Genomic DNA, 17,134 nt, shown 5'->3' with positions numbered 1-17,134 from the left:
AAATCAATTGATGGTGTAAATGACTTGAATCAATTGACAGGTGAAGTATGGACGGTTTTTGGGCGCTGAGGGCTCAATCCTGGATGATTGCCTCATTGCTCATGGCTGTGCCTCGCTAAAAAAACATCACCCTTGCAACTTAGTTGCTACGGCGTTCCAGAGCAACGGCCAAAAAAACGGCCCCGCCAATTTTCACTGGCGGGGCCGTTTTTTATTGCAGCTTGTTTACTTACTTGGCGTCAGCGGCCTTTTCCCCATGGGACAGGCTGTAAACGTAAGCGGCCAGCAGGTGCACCTTGTCGTTGCCTTGCAACTGCTCTTGGGCAGGCATCTGGCCCTGGCGGCCGTAACGGATGGTCTGCTGCAGTTGGGCGTAGCTTGAACCGTAGATGAACGCGCCCGGATGAGTCAGGTCAGGCGCGCCCATGGCTGGCGTGCCTTTGCCAGCAGGACCGTGGCAGGCCACGCAGTTGGCGGCGAATAGTTTCTCGCCGTTGGCTACGTCAGCCTTGGCGCCTTCCGGCAGCTTGCGGCCGTCGAGCTTGGTCAGTACGAAGCCGGAGACGTCGGCAACGCCTTGCTCGCCAATGACTTCGGCCCAACCTGGCATCACCGCGTGGCGACCCGCCATGATGGTGGTCTTGATGGTTTCCGGCTCGCCGCCCCAGCGCCAGTCGGCGTCGGTCAGGTTGGGGAAGCCGTAGGCACCCTTGGCGTCGGAACCGTGGCACACCGAGCAGTTGGAGGCGAACAGACGGCCACCCATCTTCAAGGCTTGCGGGTCCTTGGCCACTTCTTCAATGGGCATGGAAGCGAATTTGGCGAAGATCGGGCCGAACTTGGCGTCCGACCTGGCCATTTCCTTTTCCCACTCGTGTACGCCGGTCCAGCCGCTTTGGCCGTTGGCGAACGGGGTTTGCTTGTCATTGTCGAGGTAGGCGTAGCCTGGCAGCAGGCCTTTCCAGTTGCCCAGGCCTGGGTACAGCACCAGGTAGCCGAGGGCGAAGATGATGGTGCCGACGAACAGCATGAACCACCATTTAGGCAGCGGGTTATCGTATTCCTCGATCCCGTCGAACGAGTGGCCAACCGTCTCGTCCGTTTGCTCGGCGCGCTGACCCTTGCGGGTCGACAGCAGCAGCCAGGTCAGGGCGAAGATGGTACCCAGACTGAGGACTGTGACGTACAGACTCCAGAACGTAGTCATTCTTTGTTACTCCTAGAAGCTTGCTCGACGTGCTTGATGGCTTCGGGATCATCCGCGAAAGGCAGCAAGGTCGCGTCTTCAAACTCTGACTTGCGCTTGGGGCTGAACACCCACAAGGCCAGGCCGATAAAGGCCACCATCACGACAACGGTGCCCAGGCCTCGAATCATCCCGATATCCATTTAGATCACCGTTTGCTTTTGATGATGGTGCCAAGGCCTTGCAGATAGGCCACCAGCGCGTCCATTTCGGTCTTGCCCTTCACGGCATCCTTGGCACCGGCGATGTCTTCGTCGGTGTAAGGCACGCCCAGGGTGCGCAAGACTTCCATTTTCTTCGCCGTGTCCTTGCCGTCGAGCTTGTTTTCCACGAGGAACGGGTACGCCGGCATTTTCGACTCGGGCACCACGTTGCGCGGGTTGTACAAGTGCGCACGCTGCCAGTCATCGGAGTAACGACCGCCGACACGGGCCAGGTCCGGACCGGTACGCTTGGAACCCCACAGGAACGGGTGGTCCCAGACGCTTTCTCCGGCGACCGAGTAGTGGCCGTAGCGTTCAGTCTCTGCGCGGAACGGCCGGATCATCTGCGAGTGGCAACCGACACAACCGTTGGCGATGTAAATGTCGCGGCCTTCCAGTTCAAGGGCGGTGCGCGGCTTCATGCCTTCCACCGGCTTGTTGGTCACGTCCTGGAAAAACAGCGGAACGATCTGGGTCAGGCCGCCGATGCTCACGGCGATAACCATGAAGAAGGCCAGCAGGCCGATATTCTTCTCGACTACTTCATGCTTCATCAGTGAGCTCCAACGACAGCGATCTGAGCGGCGGCTTCAGCTTCAGCCGGGGTCGAGGCGCGAACGGTGCGCCAGACGTTGTAGGCCATGAACAACATGCCGCTGGCAAAGAACGCACCGCCGATGGCGCGAACGATGAAACCAGGATGGCTGGCTTGCAGTGCTTCGACGAAGGAGTAGGTGAGGGTGCCGTCATCGTTGATTGCACGCCACATCAGGCCCTGGGTGATGCCGTTGACCCACATCGAGGCGATGTAGAGCACGGTACCGATGGTCGCGAGCCAGAAGTGCGTATTGATCAGGGCAGTACTGTGCATCTGCGCACGGCCGAAGACCTTGGGAATCATGTGGTACAGCGCGCCGATGGAGATCATCGCTACCCAACCGAGGGCGCCGGCGTGTACGTGGCCGATGGTCCAGTCGGTGTAGTGGGACAGCGAGTTGACCGTTTTGATGGCCATCATCGGCCCTTCGAAAGTCGACATGCCGTAGAACGCCAAAGACACCACGAGGAAGCGCAGGATCGGGTCGGTACGCAGCTTATGCCACGCGCCCGAGAGGGTCATCATGCCGTTGATCATGCCGCCCCAGCTTGGAGCCAGCAGGATGATCGACATGGCCATGCCCAGGGACTGCGCCCAATCCGGCAATGCGGTGTAGTGCAAGTGGTGAGGGCCGGCCCAGATGTACAGGGTGATCAGCGCCCAAAAGTGCACGATGGACAGGCGATAGGAGTAGATCGGACGCTCGGCCTGTTTCGGCACGAAGTAGTACATCATCCCCAGGAAGCCGGTGGTCAGGAAGAAACCTACGGCGTTGTGGCCGTACCACCATTGGATCATCGCGTCAGTCGCACCGGCGTACGCCGAGTAGGACTTGAAGAAACTCACCGGCAGGGACGCGTGGTTGACGATGTGCAACATCGCCGTCACGACGATAAATGCGCCGTAGAACCAGTTGCCGACATAGATGTGCTTGGTCTTGCGCTTGACGATGGTGCCGAAGAACACGATGCCATAGGTCACCCAGACGATCGCCAGAAGGATGGCAAGGGGCCATTCCAATTCCGCGTATTCCTTGGTGGTGGTGAAGCCCATTGGCAAGGTGATGATGGCGCCGACGATGACCGCTTGCCATCCCCAGAAGGTGAACGCGGCGAGGCTGTCGGAGATCAGTCGCGTCTGGCAGGTTCGCTGCACGACATAGTAGGAGGTGGCAAACAGTGCACATCCGCCGAAGGCGAAGATCACCAGGTTGGTGTGCAGCGGGCGTAGGCGTCCAAACGTCGTCCATGGCAGGTCGAAGTTCAACTCCGGCCAGACCAGTTGCGAGGCGATGAAGACACCGAGCCCCATGCCAAGGATCCCCCAGACCACCGTCATGATGGCGAACTGGCGGACTACCTTATAGTTATAAGCAGTCGGACTGATTGCTGTGCTCATTCTAAGGTTCCACGGTTTAGGTGTTTTATTAGGATAAAAATCGGCCGCAAGTATGTAGAAAGCGGGGGGGTATTGCAACGCAACCTGACTTGCGTCAATGCGTTCCAAACCAGATTCTGCGCCCTTTCCATGTTTGGTGTAAGGACAAAATTCGCAATTAAAAGCTGACAGAGCGAACAGGAAAATCAGAGGGTCGAAGGTACTTGTAACGGTGCGTGTGTAAACAAGCTGTGCAGGTGACGAATGGTCAGTGGCACGACAGCCGGTAACTACCAGCCTTTGCGCCTGTCATCGAGCAGAGATGTCTAACCCATCGAGTGCAAGTCGGCCTGCGACCGGCCAATGCCGGTCCACTGTCAAAACAAGCGTAGACCCGAATGGCAGGAGGGGGAAGTTGTGCTTTGGGAGGGTGTGACAATAGGGCGCAGTCGCGCAGCTTTAAGCTTTGAGCTGCAAGCAACAAGTTTGAAGGGGGGAAGGGGTAGGGCGTGGCTGTTGAAAGCAGCTGCAAGATCCAAGTTTTGGGCTCTTCTCTTGCAGCTTGCAGCTTACTCCTGCTTCTGAGACAGGCTATAGACGTACGCGGCCAGCAAATGCACCTTGTCATTGCCTTGCAGTACGTCCTGCGCCGGCATCTGGCCCTGGCGACCATGACGGATCGTCTGTTGCAACTGCGCCAGGCTGGTGCCGTAGATGAAACCGCCTGGCTGCGTCAGGTTCGGCGCGCCCATGGCTTCAACGCCATGGCCATCAGGACCGTGGCAGGCGACGCACGTAGTGCTGAACGCCACCTGGCCGGCCGCCATGTCGACATTGCTGTCAGCAGGCAATGGCAGCTTGGCCAGATCGTGACGCACGTAGGCGGCAACGTTCTTGACTCCGTCTTCGCCCAGTACTTCACCCCAGGCTGGCATGGCCGCGTGACGACCGCTCATGATGGTGAGCTTGATCGCATCCGCCGAACCGCCCCAGCGCCAGTTGTTGTCCGCGAGGTTGGGGAAGCCGTAGGCGCCCTTGGCATCGGAGCCGTGGCACACCGCGCAGTTGGAGGCAAACAGGCGACCGCCCATTTTCAGCGCTTGCGGGTCTTTGGCGACTTCTTCCACGGGCATGGCTGCGAATTTGGCGAAGATCGGCCCAAACTTGGCGTCGGCCTTGGCCATTTCCTTGTCCCATTCCTTGGTCTGGGTCCAGCCGTCTTCATAGCCCGGCAACACACCTTTCCAGTTGCCCAGGCCCGGATAGAGGATCAGGTAGCCGACGGCAAACACCAAAGTCCCGGCGAACAACATGAACCACCATTGGGGCAGGGGATTGTCGTACTCCTCAATCCCGTCGAAGGCGTGGCCCATGGTCTGGTCGACGCTGCCCTTGGTTTCGCCCTTGCGGGTACCAAACAACAGCCAGGTCAGGCCGATCAGGCTGCCGATGGTCAGTACACAGATCCATGTACTCCAGAAGGTAGTCATGGCCGAATGCTCCTTGTTACAGGCTCTTCGTGAGCGTCGGATGGGGTGCCGGTGGTGTTTGGCAACGGTTCATCGGCAAATGGCAGCAGGCAAGCCTCGGCGAACTCCGGGTTGCGCTTGGAGTTGAACACCCACAGCGACAGGCCGATGAAGGCAATTGCCACCACCAGCGTGCCGAGGCCGCGGATCATTCCGGTATCAAGTTCAAAACCCATGGTTCACCTCTTGCTCTTGATTGCAGTGCCGAGCACTTGCAGGTAGGAGACAAGTGCGTCCATTTCGGTCTTGCCCTTGAGGCTGTCCACGGCGGCGGTGATGTCCGCGTCGGTGTACGGCACGCCGAGGGTGCGCATGACCTTGAGCTTGGTTTCGGTGTGGCTGTTGTCGACCTGGGCGGTGACCAGCCATGGATAGGCCGGCATCTTCGATTCCGGCACCACGTTGCGCGGGTTGTACAAGTGCGCGCGGTGCCAGTCGTCCGAGTAGCGTGCGCCGACGCGAGCCAGGTCCGGCCCGGTACGCTTGGAGCCCCACAGGAACGGGTGATCCCAGACGCTTTCACCGGCGACCGAGTAGTGACCATAACGCTCGGTCTCGGCACGGAACGGCCGGATCATCTGCGAGTGGCACTGTACACAGCCTTCACGGATGTAGATGTCGCGACCTTCCAGTTGCAGCGCGGTGTAGGGCTTCATGCCTTCCACCGGTTTGTTGGTGACGTCCTGGAAGAACAGCGGGACGATCTGCGTCAGGCCGCCGATGCTCACGGCGAGCACCATCAGCAGCATCAGCAGGCCGACGTTCTTTTCAATAATTTCGTGTTTCATGACTGACTCCTCAGGCCATCTGCGCCGCAGCGGCGACTTCGGCAGGTTGTGCTGCCCGCACGGTGCGCCAGGTGTTCCAGGCCATCAGGAACATGCCGCTGAGGAAGATCGCACCGCCCACCAGCCGCACGACAAAGCCTGGGTGGCTGGCCACCAGGGTTTCGACGAAGGAGTAGGTCAGGGTGCCGTCTTCGTTGATTGCACGCCACATCAGGCCCTGGGCGATGCCGTTGACCCACATCGACGCGATGTAGAGCACGGTGCCGATGGTAGCCAGCCAGAAGTGCGCGTTGATCAAACCGAGGCTATACATCTGCTCGCGGCCGAAGATTTTCGGGATCATGTGGTACAGCGCGCCGATGGAAATCATCGCTACCCAACCGAGGGCGCCGGCGTGTACGTGGCCGATGGTCCAGTCGGTGTAGTGGGAGAGGGCGTTGACGGTCTTGATGGCCATCATCGGGCCTTCGAAGGTCGACATGCCGTAGAACGCCAGGGAGACCACGAGGAAGCGCAGGATCGGGTCGCTGCGCAACTTATGCCAGGCGCCCGAGAGGGTCATCATGCCGTTGATCATGCCGCCCCAACTCGGAGCCAGCAGCACCAGCGACATCACCATGCCCAGGGACTGTGCCCAGTCCGGCAGTGCGGTGTAGTGCAGGTGGTGAGGACCGGCCCAGATGTAAAGGGTGATCAGTGCCCAGAAGTGTACGATGGACAAGCGATAGGAGTACACCGGACGCTCGGCCTGTTTCGGCACGAAGTAGTACATCATCCCCAGGAAGCCTGCAGTGAGGAAGAAGCCTACAGCGTTGTGGCCGTACCACCATTGCACCATGGCATCCGTCGCACCGCCGTACAGGGAGTAGGACTTGGTCAGGCTAACCGGGACTTCCAGGTTGTTGATGATATGCAGGATGGCTACGGTGATGATGAACGCACCGAAGAACCAGTTACCGACGTAGATATGTTTGGTGTTGCGCTTCATCAACGTGCCGAAGAACACAATGGCGTAGGCGACCCAGACGATGGTGATCAGGATGTCGATCGGCCATTCCAGCTCGGCGTATTCCTTGGAACTGGTGTAGCCCAGAGGCAGGGAAATCGCTGCCAACAGGATGACCAACTGCCAGCCCCAGAAGCAGAACGCGGCGACTTTCGGCGCGAACAGCTGGGTTTGGCAGGTGCGTTGCACCGAGTAAAAGGACGCTGCAAACAGTGCGCAGCCGCCGAAGGCGAAGATCACCGCGTTGGTGTGCAACGGGCGCAAGCGGCCGAAGCTGGTCCAAGGCAAGTTGAAGTTGAGTTCCGGCCATACCAACTGGGCTGCGAGAAAAACCCCGAGCCCCATTCCGACGATGCCCCAGACCACCGTCATAATGGCGAATTGGCGGACCACCTTGTAGTTATAGGCGGTTCTGATTGTAGTGTTCATGGTTCCCCATCCACGGTTCAATCGAAGCAGGTGCGACACTTCGGCTGTAGTTATAGGCAGACTAAAAAGCGAGGCAAGCATGGGTAAAGAACACAAGGCCGGTATTGACGAGGATCAATGGGCGCACTGTGTGCGTGAACATGGCTGGTTATGGGATGTTGCCTCAGGCGCGGTTTCTGGCGATCCGGTGACGCTGATTTTTGCCCACGGCGCCGGCGCGCCGATGGATAGCAGCTTCATGAGCGATATGGCTGCGCGCCTTTCCGGCCGTGGCGTCAACGTGTTGCGCTTCGAGTTTCCCTACATGGCCCAACGGCGCCTGGATGGCGGCAAGCGCCCGCCCAACCCGGCCCCAAAACTGCTGGAGTCCTGGCGTGAGGTATATGCCCTGGTGCGACAACATGTCACTGGGCGCCTGGCCATCGGCGGCAAGTCCATGGGCGGGCGGATGGCCAGTTTGCTGGCGGATGACGTGGGGGCTGATGGGCTGGTGTGTTTAGGCTATCCGTTTTATGCGGTAGGCAAGCCACAAAAGCCTCGGATTGAGCATTTGGCTGGGTTAAAAGCGCACACCTTGATTGTCCAGGGCGAGCGTGATGCGCTGGGTAATCGCCAGGCAGTGGAAGGATATGAGCTATCGCCGAGCATCGAGGTGATGTGGCTGGTGGCGGGGGATCATGACTTGAAGCCGTTGAAGGCTTCGGGATTCAGTCATGAGCAGCATCTGGAGGCGGCGGCGGTGAAGGTCTCAAGTTTTCTTGGTGGCACTTAGGGGCCCATCGCGGGCAAGCCCGGCTCCCACATTTTGATTTGTGAATCCAGTCAAATGTGGGAGCTGCCTTGCCTGCGATAGCGGTCTAGCGGTTAAACCGCTCTACCAGCGAGTACTGAGTATTGGCGGTATGCGTCAGCTCTTCACTCAACTGGGCCGAGTTCAAAGCCTGCTCCGAAGTCTGATCCGCCAACAGCGCAATGGTGCTGATGTTGCGGCTGATCTCTTCGGCCACGGCGCTTTGCTCTTCGGTAGCGGCGGCGATCTGGGTGGTCATGTCGGTGATATTGGCCACTGCTTCGCTGATACCCACCAACGCCTGATCGGCCTCCATCACCTTCGCCACGCCTTCTTCGGCCTGACGATGCCCGGCAGACATGGTCTGTACGGCGGTGCTGGCGGTCTGCTGCAGTTTGGCGATCAGGGCATGGATCTGCCCGGTGGACTCGCTGGTACGCTGGGCCAGTTGGCGCACTTCATCCGCCACCACGGCAAAGCCACGTCCCATCTCGCCGGCACGGGCCGCTTCGATGGCTGCGTTCAACGCCAGCAGGTTGGTCTGGTCGGCAATGCCCTTGATCACATCGACCACGCCGCCGATTTCGTCGCTGTCCTTGGCCAGTTGGGTCACGGTCAGCCCGGTTTCCCCGACTGCCACCGACAGGCGCTGAATGGCTTCGCGGGTTTCCCCGGCGATATCGCGACCACGCCCGGTCAGGCGATTGGCTTCCTGGGTCGCATCGGCGGTGCGCTGCACATGGCTGGCGACTTCCTGAGTCGTCGCGGCCATTTGATTGACGGCGGTGGCGACTTGTTCAGTCTCCACCCGCTGGCGTTCCAGGCCGCTGGAACTGTTATGAGCCAGTGTATTGGACTTGCGCGCCTGCTCGTTGAGGTGTTCGGCGGTGTCCTGCAAGCGGGTAAGGCAGGTCTTCAACCGTGCTTCCTGGCTGAGGATCGACATCTCCAGGCGCGCCTGGGCACCACGGCTGTCGGTGTACATCTGCGCGATCAGCGGGTCGGAGGTGGTTTGCTCGGTTAGGCGCAGCAAACGCTTGAGGCCGCGCTGTTGCCAGGACAGGCCCATCAGGCCTAGAGGTACGGAAAGCGCGGCTGCCAGGGCGAAGCCCCAGTGGGAGTCGAACCAGATTCCGATCAGAAAGCTCAACTGGCTGACCAGGATAAACGGCAGCCAGTCCTGCAGCACCGGCAGCCATTTGTCACTGCTCGGGATGGCCGACTTACCCTGGTTGATGCGCTGGTAAAGCGCTTCGGCCCGGCGGATCTGCTCGGCGGAGGGCTTGACCCGCACCGACTCGTAGCCGATCACCTGATTGCCGTCGAAGACCGGTGTCACATAAGCGTTGACCCAATAGTGATCGCCGGTCTTGCAGCGGTTCTTGACGATGCCCATCCACGGCAAGCCTTGTTTGAGTGTGGACCACATATGGGCGAAAACGGCCGCAGGTACATCCGGGTGACGAACCAGATTGTGCGGGGCACGCATCAGTTCGTCCCGGGAAAACCCACTGATCTCGACAAACGCGTCGTTGCAGTACGTGATCACGCCTTTGGCATCGGTGGTGGAAATCAACCGTTGCTGAGTGGGGAAGGTACGTTCGCGGTGGGTAACGGGCTGGTTATTACGCATGGTTGTTCAATCCACAAGGCTTTGACAGGTTGTCGACCATCGCAGGGTTTTATTTAACTTGTTTTTGCAATAATCAGCGTGCCATCACACCGTAGCTCGCAGGTGCTGGTGCGGGCTGCTCTCTTGTGCTGATGTGGCGTTCAGCCAGCAAGCATCGGATAGGCAAATAGTCCGAAATACAGCGGATTCAAGTCAAAAAGCGTGGCAATCGCCGCGCTACCCAGGCTTGAACCGACCGCCACTCACGGTAAAAGTGAAAACACCGCCTAAAAAGGCGGTGTTGTGTATAGAGCGTGTCACTTACGAGGCAATCAACTGCCGCAACACATAGTGCAGAATCCCGCCCGCCTTGAAGTACTCGACTTCATTGAGGGTGTCGATCCGGCACAGCACGTCGACCTTCTCGCGGCTGCCATCTTCTCGGGTAATGACCAGCGTCAGGTTCATTCGTGGCTCAATCTGGGCATTGGTCAGCCCGAGAATGTCGATCTTCTCCTTACCGGTCAGCTTTAGCGCCTTACGGTTCTGGTCCAGCTTGAACTGCAACGGCAGCACGCCCATGCCCACCAGATTGGAACGGTGAATTCGTTCGAAACTCTCGGCAATCACCGCTTTGACCCCCAGCAGGTTGGTGCCCTTGGCTGCCCAGTCGCGGCTCGACCCAGTGCCGTATTCCTGACCGGCGATGACCACCAGCGGCGTGCCGGAGGCCTGGTATTTCATGGCCGCATCGTAAATCGGCATTTTCTCCCCGGTAGGGACATAGATCGTATTGCCGCCTTCCTCACCGCCGAGCATTTCGTTGCGGATGCGGATATTGGCGAAGGTGCCGCGCATCATCACTTCATGATTGCCCCGGCGGGAGCCGTAGGAGTTGAAGTCCCTGGGCTCGACACCTTGCTCACGCAGGTAATCCCCGGCGGGGCTGTCGGTCTTGATATTACCGGCGGGGGAGATGTGGTCAGTGGTCACCGAGTCCCCGAGCAAGGCCAGGACGTTGGCGCCCTGGACGTCCTTGATCACCGGAAGCGGGCCGGCAATGTTGTCAAAGAACGGTGGATGCTGGATATAGGTGGAGTCCTTCTGCCACACGTAAGTCGCGGCTTGCGGCACTTCAATAGCTTGCCATTGTTCGTCACCGGCAAACACATCGGCGTATTCCTTGTGGAACATGCTTGTGCTGACCTGTGCCACGGCATCGGCAATTTCCTGGCTACTGGGCCAGATGTCCCGCAGGTACACCGGCTTGCCGTCTTTGCCTTCACCCAGCGGCTCACTGCTGATGTCAATCCGCACGCTGCCGGCCAGGGCGTAAGCCACTACTAAGGGCGGGGAAGCCAGCCAGTTGGTTTTTACCAGCGGGTGAACCCGGCCTTCGAAGTTACGGTTGCCCGAGAGCACCGAGGCCACGGTGAGGTCGGCTTTCTGGATGGCTTTTTCAATCGGTTCCGGCAACGGCCCGGAGTTGCCGATACAGGTGGTGCAACCGTAGCCGACCAAGGAAAAACCCAGTTTGTCGAGGTACTGGGTCAAGCCGGCAGCGTTGTAGTAGTCGGTGACCACTTTGGAGCCTGGCGCCAGGGAACTTTTCACCCACGGTTTGCGTTTGAGACCTCTCTCGACTGCCTTTTTCGCCACCAGCCCGGCAGCCATCATCACGCTGGGGTTGGAGGTGTTGGTGCAGGAGGTAATCGCAGCGATCACCACCGCGCCGTTTTTCAGGCGATAGGTCTGGCCTTCGAAGTCGTAGTCTGTTTCACCGATCATATCGGCATTGCCTACGGCAACACCGCCACCGCCTTCGCTTTCCAGGCGGCCTTCTTCCTTGTTCGTCGGTTTGAATTGCAGGTCGAGGAAGTCGCTGAAGGCTTGGCCGACATCAGGTAGCGATACCCTGTCCTGTGGGCGTTTCGGCCCGGCGAGGCTGGCTTCGACGCTGCCCATGTCCAGGGCCAGGCTGTCGGTGAACACGGGTTCCTGGCCGGCGATACGCCACAGGCCCTGGACCTTGCTGTAGGCCTCCACCAGTTTCACGGTTTCGGCGGGGCGACCGGACAGGCGCAAGTAGTCCAGGGTCACGTCGTCCACCGGGAAGAAGCCACAGGTGGCGCCATACTCCGGGGCCATATTGGCGATGGTGGCACGGTCGGCCAGTGGCAGGTCGGCGAGGCCGTCACCATAGAACTCGACGAATTTGCCCACCACGCCTTTCTTGCGCAGCATTTGCGTGACCGTCAGCACCAGGTCGGTGGCGGTGATGCCTTCCTTGAGCTTGCCGGTTAATTTGAAACCGATCACTTCGGGGATCAGCATCGACACCGGCTGGCCGAGCATCGCCGCTTCCGCTTCGATACCGCCCACGCCCCAGCCCAAAACGCCGAGGCCGTTGATCATGGTGGTGTGGGAGTCGGTGCCTACCAGAGTGTCGGGGAAGGCGTAGGTGCGGCCGTCCTCATCCTTGGTCCATACGGTGCGGCCGAGGTATTCCAGGTTGACCTGGTGGCAAATGCCAGTGCCCGGCGGGACGACCCTGAAGTTGTCGAAGGCACTTTGGCCCCAGCGCAGGAAGGCATAGCGCTCGCCGTTGCGCTGCATTTCAATGTCGACGTTCTGTTCAAAGGCGCTGGCACTGCCAAACTTGTCGACCATCACTGAGTGGTCGATCACCAGGTCCACCGGCGACAGCGGGTTGATGCGCTGCGGGTCACCGCCAGCCTTGGCCACGGCGGCGCGCATGGCGGCCAGGTCGACCACGGCGGGTACGCCGGTGAAGTCTTGCATCAGTACCCGTGCCGGGCGGTATTGAATCTCGCGGTCGGAGCGGCGCTCCTTGAGCCAGGCGGCCAGGGCCTTGAGGTCCGCCCCGGTGACGGTTTTTCCATCCTCCCAGCGCAGCAGGTTTTCCAGCAGCACTTTGAGGGACATAGGCAACTTGTCCAGATCACCCAGGCTCTTGGCGGCTTCGGGCAGGCTGAAGTAGTGGTAGGTCTTGTCGTCGATCTTTAAGGTTTTAAGGGTTTTCAGGCTATCAAGAGATGACATTGAAATGACTCCTTATGGTCCGCACGGCTACGGACCTGACGGGACGGGCAGAGCTTCTAACCTAGCCCTGTTTTAAGTAGCTGGCTAATTACTGGACTCTATTGAGAAGTCCAAGGTTCCGAAGTCGGCTATCATGCGCGCGTTTTCATGACAGGCATTGCGATAGCGCAAGCCGGTGATCCAGGAGAGTTGATGAACACCCTTTTTATGCACTGCCGGCCGGGATTTGAAGGCGAAGTCTGTTCCGAAATCTCGGAACACGCCGCGCGCCTGAACGTCTCGGGCTACGCCAAGGCCAAGACCGGCAGCGCCTGCGCCGAATTTGTCTGCACCGAAGAAGATGGCGCCAAGCGCCTGATGCACGGCCAGCGCTTTGCCGAGCTGATCTTCCCAAGGCAGTGGGCGCGCGGGGTGTTCATCGACCTGCCAGAAACCGATCGCATCAGCGTAATCCTTGCTCACATGCAAGGCTTCCCGTTGTGCGGCAGCCTGTGGCTGGAGATGGTCGATACCAATGATGGCAAGGAACTGTCGAACTTCTGTAAAAAATTCGAAGGCCACCTGCGCAAGGCGCTGATGGCCGCTGGCAAGCTGGTGGAAGACGCCAGCAAGCCGCGTTTGCTGCTGACCTTCAAGAGCGGCCGTGAAGTGTTCATGGGGTTGGCAGAGTCGAACAATTCGGCAATGTGGCCCATGGGTATTCCCCGCCTGAAGTTTCCCCGGGACGCGCCAAGCCGCTCGACCTTGAAGCTGGAAGAGGCTTGGCACCACTTTATCCCCCGGGATCAGTGGGACGAGCGCCTGCACAGCGACATGACCGGCGTCGACCTGGGCGCCGCACCCGGCGGCTGGACCTGGCAACTGGTCAATCGCGGCATGCTGGTGACCGCCATCGACAACGGCCCTATGGCCGAAAGCCTGATGGACACCGGCCTGGTGCAGCATTTGATGGCCGACGGCTTCATCTACACGCCCAAGCAGCCGGTGGACTGGATGGTCTGCGATATCGTCGAGAAACCGGCGCGTAACGCAGCCTTGCTGGAAACCTGGATTGGCGAGGGGCATTGCCGTGAAGCGGTGGTCAACCTGAAACTGCCGATGAAACAGCGTTATGCCGAAGTGAAGCGCTTGCTTGAACGCATCGAGGAAGGCTTCAAGGCACGCGGCATTCGCGTGGAGATCGGCTGCAAGCAGCTGTACCACGACCGTGAAGAAGTGACCTGCCATTTGCGCCGGTTGGATGTGAAGAAACCCAAGGCCCGGTAAGCTGGCGGCCAGTTCAGGAGTGAGTGATGAGCGACATTTTTGACACCGCCGTCGACGGTATCCTCGACGCCACCGGCCTCCACTGCCCGGAACCGGTAATGATGCTGCACCAGCACATCCGCGACCTGGCGCCTGGTGGTTTGCTCAAGGTCATCGCGACCGATCCCTCGACCCGTCGCGATATCCCCAAGTTCTGCGTGTTCCTCGACCATGAACTGGTGGGCCAGCAGGAGCAGGCAGGCACCTACCTGTACTGGATTCGCAAGAAGTCCGTTTAAGCCCTGGCCTGCTCAAAACGAATCCGCTTGCGCGCACTGCGTGTCAGGCGGATCACCAGCATCACTGCGGCACAGCTCAACCCCACGATCAGCCCTTGCCACAAGCCGCTTGGACCACGGGCCTCGCCTAGCCAGTCCGTTAGCCCCAGCACGTAACCCACCGGTAGGCCCACGGCCCAATAAGCGAACAGGGTCAGGATCATGGTCACCCGTGTGTCCTGATAACCGCGCAAGGCGCCGGCGGCCGTGACCTGGATCGCATCGGAAAACTGGAACAGCGCAGAAAACACAATCAGCATCGCTGCTATCTGGATCACCATGGGGTCCGAGGTGTAGATGGTTGCGATCTGCTCGCGAAACAGCAACATCAGGCTGCAAGACACGCAGGCGTAGGCCAGTGCCGTGCCCATCCCCACGCCGGCGGCAAAGCGCGCTTCACGAGGCTCGCCACGGCCCAGGGCCTGGCCGACCCGTACAGTGACAGCCATGCTCAGGGAGTAGGGAATCATGAACACCAGGGAGCTGAAGTTCAGGGCGATCTGGTGCCCGGCCACCACTGTGGCGCCGAGGCTGCCAATCAGCAGGGCGATCACCGCGAAGATGCTCGATTCGGCAAAGATCGCAATGCCAATGGGCAAGCCGATGTTCAGTACCCGCTTGATCACCGCCCATTGCGGCCAATCGAAGCGCTTGAACAACTCGCTCGACTGATAGACCGGCGCCCAGCGCGTCCAGGCGGCCAGGCCGAGCATCATCACCCACATCACTATCGCCGTGGCCCAGCCGCAACCGATGCCGCCCATTGCCGGTACGCCGAAATGCCCGTAGATGAACACATAGTTCAGCGGAATATTCAGCGCCAGCCCGCACAGGCCCATGACCATGCTCGGCCGCGTTCGTCCCAGGCCATCACTGAAGCAGCGCAGCACGTAATATAGTGCAATCGCTGGCATGCCCGAGGCGATACCGTGCAGGTAGCCCATGCTCGGCGGGATAAGTTCGGGGTCGACCTTCATGGCATGCAGGATCGGCTCGGCGCTGATCAGCAATAACAGTGCCGTGATCCCGACCACCAGCGCCAGCCACAGCGACTGACGCACCAGCGGCCCGATCTCGCGGTGATTGCCGGCGCCAAAGCGCTGGGCGACCTTCGGCGTGGTGGCCAGCAGGGTGCCGGTCATCAGCAGGTACACCGGAATCCAGATCGAGTTACCCAGGGCCACCGCCGCCAGGTCTCTTGAGCTGACACGCCCGGCCATTACCGCGTCGACAAAGCCCATGGCGGTAGTCGCCAGTTGCCCGATTATGATCGGTAGGGCCAGGGCCAGCAGGTTGCGCACTTCCAGGCGCACGCGGGCGGGACGGGTGAGGGCGGGGGTATCAGTGGCAGTGTTCACGTACTTAGTCCAGAAAGGGGGGGGGGGGCGCAGGACGGCGCATTCTACGCCTTGACGCATTGGTCAGGAAAAAACCTGTGTTGTGGATTTGTAAACGGTCTACCTTCCCACCCCTGTACACTGCTGATCCGCGAAAGGAGCCTGCCATGCTGATTGTTGCCGACGAAAATATCCCGCTGCTCGACGCCTTCTTCGAAGCGTTTGGCGAGATCCGACGGGTGCCCGGCCGTTCCATTGACCGCGCCACCCTTGAGCAAGCGGATGTGCTGTTGGTGCGTTCGGTCACTAACGTCAACCGCGCGTTGCTGCAAGGCACGCCGGTGCGCTTTGTCGGGACGTGCACCATTGGCACCGACCACCTGGACCTCGACTATTTCCAGCGGGCCGGCATCCAGTGGTCCAGCGCGCCGGGCTGCAATGCCCGTGGCGTGGTCGACTATGTGCTGGGCAGCCTGCTGACCTTGGCCGAGATCGAAGGAGTGGATCTGGCTCAACGCACCTACGGCGTAGTGGGTGCAGGTGAGGTTGGTGGGCGACTGGTCAAGGTTCTCAAGGGCCTGGGCTGGAATGTGCTGGTCTGCGACCCGCCACGGCAAATCGCCGAAGACGGTGATTTCGTCAGCCTGGAACAGATTGTCGAGCAGTGCGACGTCATCAGTCTGCACACGCCGCTGAGCAAGTCCGGCAATGGCTCCACTTGGCACCTGTTTGATCGTCAGCGTCTAAACCAACTCAAAACCGGCACCTGGCTGATCAATGCCAGCCGTGGTCCGGTGGTGGATAACGCGGCCCTCAAGGACGTGCTGCTGGAGCGCGAAGACCTGCAAGCGGTGCTGGATGTCTGGGAAGGCGAGCCACAGGTGGATGCCGAACTGGCCGACTTGTGTGTGTTGGCGACTCCGCACATTGCCGGTTATAGCCTCGATGGCAAGCAGCGCGGCACGGCCCAGATCTATCACGCGTTTTGTAAACATATTGGGCAAGCACCGAGCATTCAGTTAAGCGACTTGCTGCCTGAGCCTTGGTTGGCTGAAGTCAGCCTCAATGCCAGCACCGATCCAACCCGGGCCTTGGCCATGTTGTGCCGCAGTGTCTACGACCCGCGCCGCGACGATGCGGATTTCCGTCGCAGCCTTGTGGGAACCGTGGAAGAGCAGCGCAAAGCGTTTGATCTGCTGCGCAAGCACTATCCTGAGCGTCGGGAGATTGATGGGTTGAAGGTGCGGATCAACGGGGAGTCGGCGCAGTTGGATGCTATCGTCACGGCACTCGGTGCGACGCTCTCCTGATATTCACGGCCATTAAAAACCGGCCCTATAGGCCGGTTCTGAAAGGGTGCGGGCGTATCAGCCTTGCTCGGCAGGCTTGACCAATTTTTGTTCCAGTTCTCGGCAAGCGTCCTGGATCATGTCTTCGGTAATCTGCACCTCGCGGCCTTGAGCGTCGATATACGAGCAAGGCAAATGCTGCGGTTGGCGGATCACTTCAATGTTGGTATCGCTGCTATTTTGCAAGGACATGGCCTGTCTCCTCATCAGGTTGTGTACCTACT

General features: G+C 59.8%; 16 protein-coding genes. 4 read left to right on the top strand and 12 right to left on the bottom strand.

Features of this window, described 5'->3' with window-relative positions:
- Positions 1–229: 229 nt before the first annotated feature.
- From ccoP (ACZRJ6_RS00280) to ccoN (ACZRJ6_RS00245), 8 genes are all read right to left on the bottom strand, one after another.
- Positions 230–1,207 carry a cytochrome-c oxidase, cbb3-type subunit III gene (gene ccoP / locus ACZRJ6_RS00280; protein WP_463969944.1) on the bottom strand — a complete coding sequence of 326 codons (978 nt, stop codon included), beginning with the start codon at positions 1,205–1,207 and terminating at the stop codon, positions 230–232.
- On the bottom strand, positions 1,204–1,389 hold the full coding sequence (locus tag ACZRJ6_RS00275; protein ID WP_003175465.1) for a CcoQ/FixQ family Cbb3-type cytochrome c oxidase assembly chaperone: 186 nt from the start codon (positions 1,387–1,389) through the stop codon (positions 1,204–1,206). Before ACZRJ6_RS00275 ends, ccoP (ACZRJ6_RS00280) begins: the two co-directional genes overlap by 4 nt.
- A gap of 5 nt (positions 1,390–1,394) precedes the next feature.
- Positions 1,395–2,003: a cytochrome-c oxidase, cbb3-type subunit II gene (gene ccoO / locus ACZRJ6_RS00270; protein WP_022643327.1), complete on the bottom strand. Its 609-nt coding sequence runs from the start codon at positions 2,001–2,003 to the stop codon at positions 1,395–1,397.
- Complete coding sequence (gene ccoN / locus ACZRJ6_RS00265; protein WP_463969945.1) at positions 2,003–3,445, bottom strand: cytochrome-c oxidase, cbb3-type subunit I; 1,443 nt, start codon at positions 3,443–3,445, stop codon at positions 2,003–2,005. The genes ccoO (ACZRJ6_RS00270) and ccoN (ACZRJ6_RS00265) overlap by 1 nt, the downstream gene beginning before the upstream one ends.
- A gap of 548 nt (positions 3,446–3,993) precedes the next feature.
- The gene (gene ccoP, locus ACZRJ6_RS00260; RefSeq protein WP_463969946.1) at positions 3,994–4,914 is read right to left on the bottom strand and encodes a cytochrome-c oxidase, cbb3-type subunit III; all 921 of its coding nucleotides are present in this window, start codon (positions 4,912–4,914) and stop codon (positions 3,994–3,996) included.
- The gene (locus ACZRJ6_RS00255) at positions 4,911–5,129 is read right to left on the bottom strand and encodes a cbb3-type cytochrome oxidase subunit 3 (protein ID WP_133101628.1); all 219 of its coding nucleotides are present in this window, start codon (positions 5,127–5,129) and stop codon (positions 4,911–4,913) included. Before ACZRJ6_RS00255 ends, ccoP (ACZRJ6_RS00260) begins: the two co-directional genes overlap by 4 nt.
- Positions 5,130–5,132: 3 nt before the next feature.
- Complete coding sequence (gene ccoO, locus ACZRJ6_RS00250) at positions 5,133–5,741, bottom strand: cytochrome-c oxidase, cbb3-type subunit II (protein WP_133101627.1); 609 nt, start codon at positions 5,739–5,741, stop codon at positions 5,133–5,135.
- 10 nt (positions 5,742–5,751) lie between these two features.
- Positions 5,752–7,176, bottom strand: a complete 1,425-nt coding sequence (ccoN, locus tag ACZRJ6_RS00245; RefSeq protein ID WP_463969947.1) for a cytochrome-c oxidase, cbb3-type subunit I — start codon at positions 7,174–7,176, stop codon at positions 5,752–5,754.
- A 79-nt stretch (positions 7,177–7,255) separates the two neighbouring features.
- Here ccoN (ACZRJ6_RS00245) and ACZRJ6_RS00240 point away from each other — a divergent pair, with 79 nt between their 5' ends.
- Positions 7,256–7,948, top strand: a complete 693-nt coding sequence (locus ACZRJ6_RS00240) for an alpha/beta family hydrolase (protein WP_463969948.1) — start codon at positions 7,256–7,258, stop codon at positions 7,946–7,948.
- 85 nt (positions 7,949–8,033) lie between these two features.
- Here the strand turns inward: ACZRJ6_RS00240 and ACZRJ6_RS00235 are convergent, their stop codons facing one another.
- Positions 8,034–9,599 (bottom strand): methyl-accepting chemotaxis protein, encoded by a 1,566-nt coding sequence (locus ACZRJ6_RS00235; protein WP_463969949.1) that lies wholly within the window; start codon positions 9,597–9,599, stop codon positions 8,034–8,036.
- A gap of 300 nt (positions 9,600–9,899) precedes the next feature.
- Positions 9,900–12,641: an aconitate hydratase AcnA gene (gene acnA, locus ACZRJ6_RS00230; protein ID WP_463969950.1), complete on the bottom strand. Its 2,742-nt coding sequence runs from the start codon at positions 12,639–12,641 to the stop codon at positions 9,900–9,902.
- A 192-nt stretch (positions 12,642–12,833) separates the two neighbouring features.
- Here acnA and rlmM point away from each other — a divergent pair, with 192 nt between their 5' ends.
- Positions 12,834–13,907, top strand: coding sequence for a 23S rRNA (cytidine(2498)-2'-O)-methyltransferase RlmM (rlmM, locus tag ACZRJ6_RS00225; protein ID WP_133101613.1), 1,074 nt, complete (start codon positions 12,834–12,836; stop codon positions 13,905–13,907).
- 26 nt (positions 13,908–13,933) lie between these two features.
- A complete protein-coding gene (gene tusA, locus ACZRJ6_RS00220) occupies positions 13,934–14,185 on the top strand; it encodes a sulfurtransferase TusA (RefSeq protein WP_463969951.1) in 252 nt (83 codons plus the stop codon).
- Here tusA and ACZRJ6_RS00215 read toward each other — a convergent pair.
- Positions 14,182–15,582: an MATE family efflux transporter gene (locus tag ACZRJ6_RS00215; RefSeq protein WP_463969952.1), complete on the bottom strand. Its 1,401-nt coding sequence runs from the start codon at positions 15,580–15,582 to the stop codon at positions 14,182–14,184. The genes tusA and ACZRJ6_RS00215 overlap by 4 nt on opposite strands.
- 146 nt (positions 15,583–15,728) lie before the next feature.
- Here ACZRJ6_RS00215 and pdxB point away from each other — a divergent pair, with 146 nt between their 5' ends.
- Positions 15,729–16,871: a 4-phosphoerythronate dehydrogenase PdxB gene (gene pdxB / locus ACZRJ6_RS00210; protein ID WP_463969953.1), complete on the top strand. Its 1,143-nt coding sequence runs from the start codon at positions 15,729–15,731 to the stop codon at positions 16,869–16,871.
- A gap of 57 nt (positions 16,872–16,928) precedes the next feature.
- On the opposite strand, the gene ACZRJ6_RS00205 is transcribed toward pdxB, so the two are convergent.
- The gene (locus ACZRJ6_RS00205) at positions 16,929–17,102 is read right to left on the bottom strand and encodes a PA1571 family protein (RefSeq protein WP_463969954.1); all 174 of its coding nucleotides are present in this window, start codon (positions 17,100–17,102) and stop codon (positions 16,929–16,931) included.
- Positions 17,103–17,134: the final 32 nt, after the last annotated feature.

Source organism: Pseudomonas sp. C321 (genome assembly GCF_055407105.1).
Note: the sequence above shows the minus strand (reverse complement) of the source record. Positions and strands in the feature narration are given on the sequence as shown.